This is a genomic window from Pedobacter sp. SG908 (genome assembly GCF_011759615.1).
GTDB lineage: Bacteria > Bacteroidota > Bacteroidia > Sphingobacteriales > Sphingobacteriaceae > Pedobacter > Pedobacter riviphilus.
This window is the reverse complement of record NZ_JAAOYY010000001.1, coordinates 1,676,476-1,688,805: the sequence shown is the minus strand read 5'-3', so window position 1 is coordinate 1,688,805 and position 12,330 is coordinate 1,676,476. Positions and strand designations below refer to the sequence as shown.

Below are 12,330 nucleotides of genomic sequence, written 5' to 3'. Positions count from 1 at the left end.
TTATATTTGGTTATTTAGTTACTTTCATTACCCCATTCATAATTCTCCAGTGTCCAGGAAAAGAGCAGATATATGGATAGTCGCCCACTGCATCCGGTACTTTAAATCTCAATCTGAACTTCGCTTCCGGATTTACCAGGGGGGTATAAAACAATACTTCAGGTATTTTAGGTACATATTGCATTTCTGCACCTTTAGGATTCCGAGCCAGTTTATCTGCGGCTGCCCCCACTTTCTCCATGCTCCCTTTTTTAAGAATGAGCAAATTGTGCTGCATAAAATCAATATTATCGAACACCAGCTCAACTGTCGTCCCGGCTTTTACAGTAAAAGTTTTTTTATCAAACTTCATTGCATTTACAATAGGTTTTATGGTAATCACCTGGTCTGCTTTCGTTTTATCTGCAGGTTTTGTAGCTGGTGTTTTTGCTAACTCCGAAGCATTTTTAACGTGTTTTGAACCCGCAATTTTTAGTGCCTCTTTAATCCATCTATCGCCAGTGTTTACAGAATCCTTTTGAGCGGCAAGCAGGTCATTCGCAATAGACGGCGATGCCGGCAGGTCAGCAATTTTCAAAAATGCAGCCAAACGGGTATTTAGATTTTTATCTTTTAACAAGCCTGTTCCTTGGATAGCCGCCAGAGCGGCAGCCGTATTAGGCAATACCTGTAAAGCTGCTTTTCGAACCCCGGCAGAAGGGTGATGTAATGCATGCACTGCTACCTGGAAAGCTTCAGTTGTGCTGTACATCCCCAAGCCATGCAATGTCCATAAGGCATGTATAGCCGGTGCGTTGATCCCGAGCTCGTCCACCTCTTGATTGCGGATCATTTTGTATAAATCAGGCACCAATGTTTTATCCCCTTTTTCAACAATTAGGCGCTGTGCCGTCATACGCCAGAATAGGTTATCACTTTGTAAACCCTTTAATAGTGATTTTGGGTCATTTTTATCCAATGATTTGATGGCTGATGGCTTTGCTTTATTATAGACCACTTTATAGATCCGTCCGTGTACGCGGTCTCTGAGCGGATTAACGTAAGCATTTCCTTTACCAGTTTCAAAACCTGGAGGAGTTGGGTTGTGCTGGATAATGAAATTATACCAATCAAGCAACCAAACAGCACCATCAGGACCAACCTCAGTCTGCACAGGCGCAAACCACTCATCGGCACTGGCTACCAGGTTCCAACCGTCTTTTTCTTTAAATCCGGATCCGGAAGGCTCCAGTATGGCCTGGTGAACTACACGTCCGGTTGGTTCATTAACAAAAGCAATCCGGTTCCAGTAAGCTTTAGGGAAATTTCTGGCCGTATATAGATTATGTCCTGCTGCAGAGGTAAAGCCGTTAAAAACATCCACCTGACGTAAGTTTTTGGTCACCACATGCATCGCATAATGTCCGTCTATCTTATCTATGGCCTGGTTAGCCAGAACACCGATTTTATCAAGGTAAGGACTCGGAATACCTAAAAAAGCACTATGGGTATTGTTTGCTGTAGAAAGGAATACATCATTGTTTTCGGAGAATCCCAGGCCCCAGGTATTGTTACTGGTACCACCTAAATACTCCAGATTTTTCCCGTCACCGTCAAAACGGAAGGCACCCTGACCAAATTTGATTGCTTTACCACCAACCGTTCCGTTATAACCTGAGTAGCCTACTGTACCCCAGATTTTATTATCGAATCCATAATGTAGACTTGAAGGACCGGCATGGGTATCAAATGTGCCCCATCCGCTAATTATGGTTTCCCTGATATCAGCCTTGTCGTCGGCATTTGTGTCTTTCAGAAAAATGAAATCAGGTGCCTGAGCAACAATGACCCCTCCGTTAGCGAAAACAATACCAGTTGGAATATTTAACTTATCAGCAAAAATGGTGAATTTATCAGCCTTGCCATCTCCATCTGTATCTTCACAAATTTTAATCCTGTCATGCCCTTCGCCCTTAACATCTCTAACGGTATTTGGGTAGTCAACTGTCTCTACGATCCATAACCTGCCACGCTCGTCCCAGGCCATGGCAATTGGTTTCAATATATCAGGCTCCGAAGCAAACATCTCCAACTTAAAATCAACCGGAATCTGGGTCATCAATTGCGATTCTGTGGGACTCAGCGCAGCTTGCAGTTTAAAGCCACCAGGTCTTTTTTCATAATTTGGAAGTTTGGCATCACTATATTCCGGAGCTGGTTTAGGCAATTCTTCCCATCGCTTTTTTGCTTCATCATTAACGGCCCATAGTACCCCGTTCTCCAGCAATTTAAGGAAAGATGGATTTTTCCAGGTACGCTCGTCGTGGCCATAAGCAGTATAAAACACTTTGCCTTTACCATAGTTCTTCACCCAGGTATAAGGTTCATGATGATCGCCTTCCACCCGCTCTGTAAGTACATGAATATCTTTTGCAACCTTATCGTGCACATAAGTTTCGTCCCAGGTGCTAAATGACGTTATGCCTTCCATAACGGGATGTTGGGCATCTACAATTGTTGCAGAAAAATCGCCTGTTTTATGGCTCTTGAACTGTCCGCCTACCATATCGATATAAGCAGCTGAGTTTTGAAAGCAAAAGGATGCACAATGAACGGGAATAAATCCCTTACCACTTTTCACATAATCCAGAAGAGCCTTTTCCTGTGGCCCTGTGATTTGATCATGGTTTGAATAGATCATTAGTGCGTCGTACTTTGACAGGTTTTCTGCATTCAGATCATTTACATCAGTTGTATATGAAATATTAATTCCATTTTTAAAGAATTCCTGGGAAATGATTTCTGCAAATTTTTCAGAATTATGGTGCTGGCTGTCGTGCCCCAGGAGCAAGATCTCCAATCGCGGCGATTTTATATCTGTTATTAAACTAGCGTTAAAGCTGAATAGTGCGATCAGGCAAATAACGCCTATCGCTAAGTACTTTTTCATTGTGTGTGTCTATTTTGGTTAGCATTTAAAAGCTAATATCTAGAAATAAGCGTACAATGCCTCCTACTTTTTTGTCCAATACTGACTGTATTTTATCAATCAGTTTATTACATTTGACCACTAACATGTCAACAAAAAGGATGTATTAATGTTATTGAGTCGAATATGAAAGCAGCTGTTCAAAAATCTACGATCCCCGAAACACAAATGTTTATCATCAAAAAACTGGAGGACAAACATTTCGATCCAGTCTGGCATTCGCATTGCGAATACCAGTTATTTGTGGTGTTAGAAGGTACAGGAACGAGATTTATCGGCGATAGTATTAAATCCTTCGGGCGTGGCGACCTGGTATTCACAGGTGCCAACCTGCCGCATCTTTGGCGAAGTGATGAGGCTTATTTCAAAAAGGATAGTCAATTGAGCGTCCATGGGATTGTCATCTACCTACAGGAAAACTTCATGGGTGAACAGATGATGCAAAAGGAAGAAATGCTGCTGATCAAAAAGTTATTAAAAAAATCGGCCAGAGGATTGGAGTTCTACGGGGAATGCAAAGACCTTGTTACCCGTATGATGAAAGCGCTCACACTAATGAGTGGATTAGAGAGCTTAATCCAACTACTCAAAATCCTTCAAGTACTGGCAAATTCGAAAACTTATCATTACATCTCACATACAGCATATAGTGATCCTGTTAATGAGAATGAGACCGACCGGATGAACAAAGTTTACGAATATGCACTCGCAAACTTTCGGAGCAGGATTTCCTTGCCGGAACTGGCAGAAATATTGTGTATGACTCCATCCTCATTCAGCAGATATTTTACGGCGAGGAACAACAGGACATTTTCCAAATTTATTATGGAACTACGCATCAAATACGCTTGTAAACTACTGATGGAAACCAATATGCCTGTATCTTTAATCTCCTATGAAAGTGGATTTAACACCTTGTCCAATTTCAACAAGCAGTTTAAGGAAATTATGAATAAAAAACCGCTGGAATATAAAATACAGTTCTCAAGTATTTGATACATTGGCATCTTTCAGCTGGGCGCTAAAGATACACGATGCTAAGAGAAAGCTGATATGAACAATGAAGAAGGTTCCTTACAATTCTGGAAGTACCGGCTATATTGAACTGAAACATAAAATCTCTGTTCAATATTGCCTAATATTTATTTCATAAAGTCAATGCTGCCATATTAGCCAGTTTCGTCCATACCAGCCTGGCTTAATTCTTAAATTCGCGGACTTCCGAATAACCGGTAGATTCATAGATTGGACATGACGATGCGATCTCTGCCGCCTCATCCAGGCTGTTTGCCTTTAACAATAAAAATCCACCCACGATCTCCGTTCCTACTTTATGAGTGGCATGGGTGATTGTTGTTCCATCCCCAGTGATGAGTCTCCCCTCCAGTGTTAAGGAACTCCCCCCGGCTAAACGGCCTTCAGCTTTTAACCGGGTCAGCCAATTGCTCCAACGCTGCTGATGAACCTGCAAATATTCAGCAGGATGTTCATCCATTCTTCCATCTGGCTCGCGGAATAAAATGATATAATCTTTCATAAAAAAATATTTTCAGTAAAAATAAAACGAATTCGATGCAAATACAACGGAATATAATATCTATTGATTTAGATTAGCAACATGAAACCTTTAGTAAAACTAATTACCGCCTGGCACTAAGGCAGATCCCGGAGATGGAGTGGTTTTATATACTAGATACGCTGAATGACCATAATGAGACCAGGAAAACAGATGTGATCAGTTTTCGTCTCTTAGTGGAATCCACAACAGGTATAGATATTTTGAACAGGATGCTTAAAGCCGGTCTGAACGCAATACCTACAAAGCCACGGGCTGTTTCTGCAGCGTTTGCAAGTGGTTGTCCACAAATTGTAGCTTCAATTACCCCATTATGAAATTCAATACCCTTCAAGATTGTAAGTGTATTGTCTCCATTAGCCTCACCTTTTATCTGCAGGACTAAGGCATTTTTACCTTTATAGAAAGATTTTTCGACAGTTACCATCATTTTTGTTTTTTATTGAAAAAATGTTTGTTCAAAAAAGGATTTCTGTTTATACCGGTATGTTTAAATCCATGCCCAAACTTAGCGGTTGAACAGCATTGGCGCCTGATTTTGAGCTAAAATGAGCCAAATTGAGCTAAATGAGACCGTTATTGAGCTAAAATGAGCCGTTATAGTTGTCGGGCAATGGTACAAGGGGCTTGGGGTTTGTGGCAGCCTGCTTAAGGGCAGCATAACCATAGGCGGTGGCGGCATTCTGCAAAAACAGGCACTGGCTTTACCTTTTAGGTAAAGAAAAGGTAAAGCCGGGGTAACCCTGGGGTAAGCCTGGGGTTAACCTGGTAGCAAGAAAGGGTAAACAACAGGTAAAGGAAGGGTAATCAAATATGGTCCTTTCACTGGCTTTTTTTTTAGGCAGCCAGTAAATCTTTCATGTAAAAACGATCACCGCCAGGCAGTTTTACAGGCTTTACGTACCGTCGTTTACCTTACTGTTATTCAATTGGTTAAACCCGTTGTGCTGAAGCGCTAAAGGTTCTTTCCCTCCAAACAAATATAATTTAATTGAAGCGCTGATCCTGCAAGCGGTCATATTCCTTTACATAATCTGGATGTTCTGTGCCCATCACCCGGTCCCAGATTCTGAAATACAAGCCATAATTCCCCTTAAATTTACTGTGATGGAGGTTATGGTGTACCGAAGTATTCAGGATTTCGAATGTCCAGGTAAAGCGGAACCATTTAGGCATAATTTCATAGCCCAGGTGTCCGTACACATTAATGATGAAACCGGTTACGGTAAAGAGTAATATTGTTAAGGGATGCATCGGCAGCAGGATCACGATTGGCACTAAAACAAGTCCCTCGGTGATGGCTTCCAGTATATGAAAACTGTAGGATGTCCATGGTGAGGGATTGGTGCTCTTGTGATGGACCAGATGGGTAAGTTTGAACAATTTTTTGTGATGCAATAATCGGTGCATCCAATAAAAATAAGTATCATGTATAATCAAGCTCAGTACCAGCGCAACCCCCATGTACCACATTGGAAAATCATTGATGTGTGTATAAATTCTGGTGTATTGATGCAGAGGTGTAAAAACCAGCCCAGCTGCGATGATTGAAAATACCAGTGTACTCTGCATGGAATGCCATACCTCACGGATGAAATCTTTTTTTGTGGCTAGTTTTTGCTGAATTTTAGATTTACCAAGCTTAACAGGCATAAACAGATAAAACAGCGCAAAAGGAATTCCGGCAAGTATAAAATACCGGATAGCCGAAGCACTAAAAATCCCCACTATGGTTTCTATTATCTTTTCCATATCTATTTTATTTTTATACTCCAAAAGTATAAAGCAAATGGTTTTTGCACCGTTAACAAAAGATAATTTAGGGGCTTAACAAAAGATAATTTATGTTATTGTTTTTCCTTTTGTATGCATCCTTTTGCGAATTCGGCTTAATGATACTGGGGTGATACCGAGCATAGATGCGATATATTTATCAGGCACGCGGTTTACCAGGTCAAAACGCTCGGACAGTAGTTCCCGGTAACGCTCTTCTGGCGATTGTGTAACAAAGGATTCTAGCATTTTTAAAGATTCGGCCAGCATTTTCATCAGGAAAAAATTTCGGAGCGGTTCATACTCTGGGTGGATTTTCAAAACCTCTTCCAAAATATCATAATCGATCTGTAGTAACTCCACAGGCTCCAGTGCACGGTAAATAAACCGTGAAGGTTGGCGGTTAATAATGGTATCATGTGAGGCAATAAACTGGCCCTCCCAGCGCAGCAGAAGTGTAGCCTCATCTCCATTTTCCTTAATGGTGTACGCTCGGATGACACCTCGTTCAATAAAAGCCAATCGACGGCTGTTTTCTCCTTCGCGGATGTAGGCTTCATTGGCTTCAAGCGATACCGGAGTCGCCATGGCAAATAATGGTGCGGTATCGGCAGGCAGTACACCTGCTAAATCAAACAATAATTTCTGTAAAGTATCAATTGATCTTCCCATATTAAATAGAAAAAATGCCGATGAGCAAAGTGCTCAATTCAAAATATCCCTGCAGGCCTGCAAAAATAACGCCAACACAACCTGAGCGATGCAGTAAACATATAGTGTATCCTTCCGGAAATTACGCGGCCAGAAGTAAAGGCATCAAAAGGTCCGGTGGAAAATTTATCTTTATGATGGATGCAAATGACATTGGTTGCTCTAATAGGATTTTAACACAAATGAGTACATGCTAAAACACCCTAAAATAGGCTATTATGTGGGTATTTCGGCAGTTTCATTGAAATACGCATAAAAGCTTTGCTCTTTTTATCAGTGACCTGGATCGAGCCCCCGAAATCAGTTACCCAGCAAAAGGAAACGATGTCCTGTTTCCTACACTTATCTTATTATCAAAAAAATCCACGATTAAACGCAAATCAGACAGAAAATGGTTCGAGAAGCGCCCACTTGGGTTCACAAACCCTCTTTACAGTCCGTAAAGAGGGTTTGCTTTTTCACTGGAAAATTATCTGCCTTAATAGTTATTTAAAGCTGATTTTGGTTCGAGCCCAATAGTTTTTTTGCTATTCCATTGCTATACAATAAGGAATAAGAAGAAGTGTTGAGCTATATCACGAAATCGGTATAAAATAATCTACAATACATTTTTTCTCTGGATGTACCCTATAATCATTATGATAGATCTCAAAAGGATCTCGATCAGCTTTTTTATATCCATTTTCGGCCATCCATACAAAAAGGCTATTCCAGGATTTTTCAAACTCCGTAATCCCAATTACAAAACTTCCAACAATAAATTTCCCTTTTTCGATGGAGGTTCTCCCAATATTTCCTGATGGTTTAATTGGTTCCGTTAGCGTAATGCAAGCGCTTATTCTAACTTTTTCTGGACTTGTGATTTTAAAACTATCGTGATAAATAGTGACCATTTTTGTCTCAGGATTTTTCAGTAAACCTAATGGGGTTGCCCACTTAACTAAAGTGTCATAAGATGTAGCAATTCCCTGCTCTCCAATGCTTGTTACATAAGCCAATTCTAAATTAGCCATTTCCCTGATTTCAATTTTTGCATTCATTTCTATCCAATTTTTAAGATTATCAATGCTGCAAATGTATTCCTCAAAAGCGACCAACTCTTGTCCATTCTTGCTTTCAATTTTACTGATCTTGCTAAATTTCCCTTTTTTTTGTTTACGGAATTCAGATGGACTTATATTATAATATTTTTTAAAGGATCTTGTGAGGGAAGAATTACTGTTAAAACCGAACAAAAGTGAAAGCTCAGTAATGCTTGCTTCCGGCTTATGCATTAAAACAGAAGCTACTTTTTCAATTCTCTTTCTATTGATGTAAGCATTTAATGTCTCATTTGTAATAGCCTTGAATATCCTGTGAAAATGAAACGGTGAAAAACAAGCTACTTTTGAAATCATTTCTAAAGACAAACTTGTATCAAGATTTTCATCTATAAATTGTAGCGCCTTATTAAGGCTGCTGATGTAGGTTATTTGTAATTCTTTATCAAAACTTGGCATTTTAAAGGAATAAGTATCATTCGATCCCGATGGGATCAGTTTTTTTATCTTAAAGGCGCGATGTTAGCTATTTTCATCAATATGATCAAGTAGGCTCCCTAATGACCTGACCCGTATTGATGTATCTCAAAAGAACTAAATAATAAGCTAATTTAAGGAAAAATATGCCTAGAGAATAACTCCCCCAAATTTTTCCGCTTGATCCAAGATAAGCTTGATCCTGCATAAAAACAAAAAGCCCTTCTTGCAATGCAAAAAGGGCTTTCGTTTGTCGGGATGGCAGGATTCGAACCTACGACCTCCTGCTCCCAAAGCAGGCGCGATACCGGGCTACGCTACATCCCGAACTTGGTATCGATCTTTTTTTTATCCTGTTTTAAAAGTGGATCAACTTTTTGTCGGGATGGCAGGATTCGAACCTACGACCTCCTGCTCCCAAAGCAGGCGCGATACCGGGCTACGCTACATCCCGAACTTGGTATCTTCTTTTTTTTAACTCCCTTTTTCGAAGGGATTGCAAAGTAACGGTTTTAAATTGATAATTCCATTTTTATTTGCAAATTTTTATTTTCTGCGGAGAGGGCGGGATTCGAACCCGCGGTACCGTTACCAGTACGACAGTTTAGCAAACTGTTCCTTTCGGCCACTCAGGCACCTCTCCTTTCAAACCTCTATTTTCTGCCCTACCGGCGTTGTTTTGAGGTCTGCAAATATAGTAAAACAAGTTATCCAACAAAAAAAAATTACAAAATTTGTTGATAATCTATGCGCACATGATAGATGCTCATCAGCATTGTCTTGAATATCAATTTGATAGTCTCAATATCTTTTAACGTTAAATCGCAGTCATCTAACTGATTTTGCTCCAATTTGTAGTTAATTATACGTTCAACGATATCATTTATGCTCTGCGCATCGGGATTTTTCAGACTTCTTGAGGCAGCTTCAACAGAATCGGCGAGCATTAACACCCCTGTTTCTTTGCTAAAAGGTATGGGGCCGGGATAGCGAAAAATGTTTTCGTCGACAAATTTTTCAGGTGTATTTTTCAAAAATGATTGATAAAAATAATCAACCCGGGTATTTCCATGGTGTGTTCTGATAAAATCGATAATTGCTTCAGGAATCTGGTTTTTTCTTAAAATCTCGATTCCTTTGTGCACATGCTGAATAATAATCTGCGCACTTTGCTCATAAGGTAATTTATCGTGCGGGCTCACAGCCGTATTCTGGTTTTCAATAAAATACTGTGGATTGTCTACTTTACCGATATCATGATATAAAGCCCCTGCCCTAACCAGCACAGAATTACCGCCAATTTTAAATATTGCAGCCTCTGCAAGGTTTGCCACCTGTAAAGAGTGCTGAAATGTTCCGGGCGCTTTAAAAGCAAGTTCTCTTAGCAATTTATTGTTGGTATTGGTCAGCTCAATTAAAGCCACATCAGAAGTGATACCAAAAATACGTTCGAACAGATAAATTAAGGGGTAAGCTAAAAGTGATAAAAGTACACTAAAAACAAAAGGAATAAAATTCATCCATTCTATTTCGCGGAAAGATCCTTCGCGCAGTAGGGCAATGCCTACAAAAGAAACTAAATAAGCCAATAGAATAAACAAGGCCGAAACCAGGAATCTTTCGCGCTTAACAAAATTTTTAATACTGAATATGGCAACCATCCCTGCGGTAACCTGATAAAACACAAATTCGAAACTATTGGCCACAAAGAAGCCGGCAATTAAAATGACCAGCATATGGAGGTAAAGTGCCAAACGCGTATCAAACAGAATCCTAATGATGATGGGCACCACACAGAAAGGTATATAATACAAACTCGGGATTTCCATCTTAATAGCCCAGGTCAATGCAAGTAGCATTCCTGTGGTTACAATAAGGATTAAGGAAAGCTGACGGTTATCGGCAAAAATATCCTTCCGGAAAAGAAAAAGGAACGACATTAAAATAGCGAGTATAAAGCCAACCAATATAACCTGCCCCAGATAAACCAATGCCCTGCTGCCAATTGTTTTGGTTTGTGCATCGTAGGTTGCCTTATAAGATTCTAATTTCTGATAAATTTCTTCATCAATAACATCATTCTTGGCCACAATTAGCTCTCCTTTTTGTACCATACCCTTGGTTGTGGAGATATTGTTAACCGTATTATCCTGTATGGTTTGCGTCAGCCGCTCATCAAATATAATATTTGGGGTAATATGATCTATTGCGAGGTTTGCAATCAGATCGCCCATTACCTGATTTGGTGCTTTAAAATTATCTTTGAAAAACTTCAGGGCCGATTCTGCAGTAAAAACATCCTGTGTGTTTTTCTCTTGAGCCACATTATTTTCAAGCAAAGAAAAGTCGTAATTTTTCCCGCCTGCCTGGTGTTTCACATTTAAGCCAATAATTCCTTTCTGGTAAATACTCTGCAACAATTTATAGGCAGCACTTTTGTATATATCTTTATCCTTTTCGTTAAGTTGTTTTGATTTCCATTTCACATCAAATTCATTGGCAAACTCTTCCAGCGCATTTGCAGTAATGCCCCTATCGAATTGGTAAACCGGCAAAATATCTTTTAAGGCATTTTTTTTATCAGCGCTAACCTGCGGATTGGTTTTTAAAATAGCAAAACTGAAAGGTGAAATCAGGTCCTTATTTTTCCATACCGCATTTTTTTCAAACTCATATCTAAACCGGGGTTGTTTAGGCAGGAATAGCGTAATAATGAAAACGGTAAATATCATCATCACATATTTTAGGTTTGATGAATACTTCCGGTAAAGGATCTTGTGGGAATTTCTCTTGATTTTGGCCAAAACGATGTAATTATTGTATTGTCAAAAATAACATTTTTATCTAATATACATTTTACGGGTTTTGTTTGCAATTACCAGATTTTATATTTTACTTTATGATATCAAATTAATATCAATTATGTATCAAGAAAAAATTATAAGTCCGCCATCGGGCTATCTAACATTCGCACTATGCATAACATTGCTAGGCGCATCCATTTTCTGTTTTGTTTCAGAAATTTTTCTATGGGGAGGGATTTTACTAGCCATAGATATATTTTTGATATTTCCGGGATTTTTAATCATTAACCCCAACCAATCGATGGTGCTCACCCTGTTCGGAAAATATATTGGCACAGTAAAAGCCGACGGTTTTTTTTGGGTAAATCCCTTAACTACTAAAAGGCGCTTATCATTAAAAGCGAACAACTTAAACGGACAGCAGTTAAAGGTTAACGATAAACTGGGTAACCCGATCGAAATTGCTGCCGTGGTGGTTTGGAAAGTAAACGAAACGGCTAAAGCTGTTTTCTCTGTAGAAAATTACATGCAATATGTAAACATCCAGAGCGAAGCGGCTGTAAGGCATTTAGCCAACATTTTTCCGTACGACCATGCTGAAGGTGAAGAAACCAGCATTACTTTAAAAGACGGCGCTGAAAAAGTAAGTGAACTTTTAGAAAACGAGCTGAATGAGCGTTTATCGCGTGCGGGTATCGAAGTTCTGGAGGCCAGAATTTCGCATTTGGCTTATGCGCCGGAAATTGCCAGCGCCATGTTACAGCGCCAACAGGCTACAGCGGTTATTGCCGCCCGTAAATTAATTGTTGAAGGTGCCGTGGGTATGGTAGAAATGGCATTAGAGAAATTATCGCAAAAAGGAATTGTTGAACTGGATGAAGAGCGTAAAGCAGCTATGGTAAGTAATTTGCTGGTTGTGCTTTGTGGCGACCGTCATGTACAACCTGTGGTAAACACCGGCACCTTATATAACTAGGAAAA

Annotated in this window: 9 protein-coding genes and 3 tRNA genes; 2 read left to right on the top strand and 10 right to left on the bottom strand. The window is 39.7% G+C overall.

Annotation, left to right across the window (positions count from 1 at the left end; genetic code table 11):
* Nucleotides 1–10 precede the first annotated feature (10 nt).
* Complete coding sequence (locus FHT21_RS06835) at nt 11–2,929, bottom strand: PVC-type heme-binding CxxCH protein (protein WP_167293974.1); 2,919 nt, start codon at nt 2,927–2,929, stop codon at nt 11–13.
* A 165-nt stretch (nt 2,930–3,094) separates the two neighbouring features.
* Between FHT21_RS06835 and FHT21_RS06830 the strand changes: the two genes are divergently transcribed.
* Complete coding sequence (locus FHT21_RS06830) at nt 3,095–3,964, top strand: AraC family transcriptional regulator (RefSeq protein ID WP_167293973.1); 870 nt, start codon at nt 3,095–3,097, stop codon at nt 3,962–3,964.
* A 202-nt stretch (nt 3,965–4,166) separates the two neighbouring features.
* On the opposite strand, the gene FHT21_RS06825 is transcribed toward FHT21_RS06830, so the two are convergent.
* From FHT21_RS06825 to FHT21_RS06785, 9 genes are all read right to left on the bottom strand, one after another.
* Nucleotides 4,167–4,505 (bottom strand): YciI family protein, encoded by a 339-nt coding sequence (locus tag FHT21_RS06825; protein ID WP_167293972.1) that lies wholly within the window; start codon nt 4,503–4,505, stop codon nt 4,167–4,169.
* Between the two features lie 145 nt (nt 4,506–4,650).
* On the bottom strand, nt 4,651–4,974 hold the full coding sequence (locus tag FHT21_RS06820) for a hypothetical protein (RefSeq protein WP_167293971.1): 324 nt from the start codon (nt 4,972–4,974) through the stop codon (nt 4,651–4,653).
* 557 nt (nt 4,975–5,531) lie between these two features.
* The gene (locus tag FHT21_RS06815) at nt 5,532–6,296 is read right to left on the bottom strand and encodes a sterol desaturase family protein (protein ID WP_167293970.1); all 765 of its coding nucleotides are present in this window, start codon (nt 6,294–6,296) and stop codon (nt 5,532–5,534) included.
* 90 nt (nt 6,297–6,386) lie between these two features.
* Nucleotides 6,387–6,989, bottom strand: a complete 603-nt coding sequence (locus FHT21_RS06810) for a Crp/Fnr family transcriptional regulator (RefSeq protein WP_167293969.1) — start codon at nt 6,987–6,989, stop codon at nt 6,387–6,389.
* A 614-nt stretch (nt 6,990–7,603) separates the two neighbouring features.
* Nucleotides 7,604–8,527 carry an AraC family transcriptional regulator gene (locus FHT21_RS06805; protein ID WP_167293968.1) on the bottom strand — a complete coding sequence of 308 codons (924 nt, stop codon included), beginning with the start codon at nt 8,525–8,527 and terminating at the stop codon, nt 7,604–7,606.
* A 271-nt stretch (nt 8,528–8,798) separates the two neighbouring features.
* Nucleotides 8,799–8,872, bottom strand: a tRNA-Pro gene (locus FHT21_RS06800).
* A gap of 53 nt (nt 8,873–8,925) precedes the next feature.
* Nucleotides 8,926–8,999, bottom strand: a tRNA-Pro gene (locus FHT21_RS06795).
* Nucleotides 9,000–9,101: 102 nt separating this feature from the next.
* A tRNA-Ser gene (locus FHT21_RS06790) sits at nt 9,102–9,188 on the bottom strand.
* A gap of 82 nt (nt 9,189–9,270) precedes the next feature.
* Nucleotides 9,271–11,277, bottom strand: a complete 2,007-nt coding sequence (locus FHT21_RS06785) for an HDIG domain-containing metalloprotein (protein ID WP_167295497.1) — start codon at nt 11,275–11,277, stop codon at nt 9,271–9,273.
* A 190-nt stretch (nt 11,278–11,467) separates the two neighbouring features.
* Between FHT21_RS06785 and FHT21_RS06780 the strand changes: the two genes are divergently transcribed.
* Nucleotides 11,468–12,325, top strand: a complete 858-nt coding sequence (locus FHT21_RS06780; RefSeq protein WP_167293967.1) for an SPFH domain-containing protein — start codon at nt 11,468–11,470, stop codon at nt 12,323–12,325.
* The last annotated feature ends 5 nt before the right edge of the window (nt 12,326–12,330 follow it).

Bases quoted from the DNA above. Each gene is read 5' to 3' on its own strand.
- FHT21_RS06835 (WP_167293974.1), bottom strand. From the start codon at position 2,929: ATGAAAAAGTACTTAGCGATAGGCGTTATTTGCCTGATCGCACTATTC.
- FHT21_RS06810 (WP_167293969.1), bottom strand. From the start codon at position 6,989: ATGGGAAGATCAATTGATACTTTACAGAAATTATTGTTTGATTTAGCA.
- FHT21_RS06780 (WP_167293967.1), top strand. From the start codon at position 11,468: ATGTATCAAGAAAAAATTATAAGTCCGCCATCGGGCTATCTAACATTC.
- FHT21_RS06805 (WP_167293968.1), bottom strand. From the start codon at position 8,527: ATGCCAAGTTTTGATAAAGAATTACAAATAACCTACATCAGCAGCCTT.
- FHT21_RS06825 (WP_167293972.1), bottom strand. From the start codon at position 4,505: ATGAAAGATTATATCATTTTATTCCGCGAGCCAGATGGAAGAATGGAT.
- FHT21_RS06785 (WP_167295497.1), bottom strand. From the start codon at position 11,277: ATGATATTTACCGTTTTCATTATTACGCTATTCCTGCCTAAACAACCC.
- FHT21_RS06830 (WP_167293973.1), top strand. From the start codon at position 3,095: ATGAAAGCAGCTGTTCAAAAATCTACGATCCCCGAAACACAAATGTTT.
- FHT21_RS06815 (WP_167293970.1), bottom strand. From the start codon at position 6,296: ATGGAAAAGATAATAGAAACCATAGTGGGGATTTTTAGTGCTTCGGCT.
- FHT21_RS06820 (WP_167293971.1), bottom strand. From the start codon at position 4,974: ATGATGGTAACTGTCGAAAAATCTTTCTATAAAGGTAAAAATGCCTTA.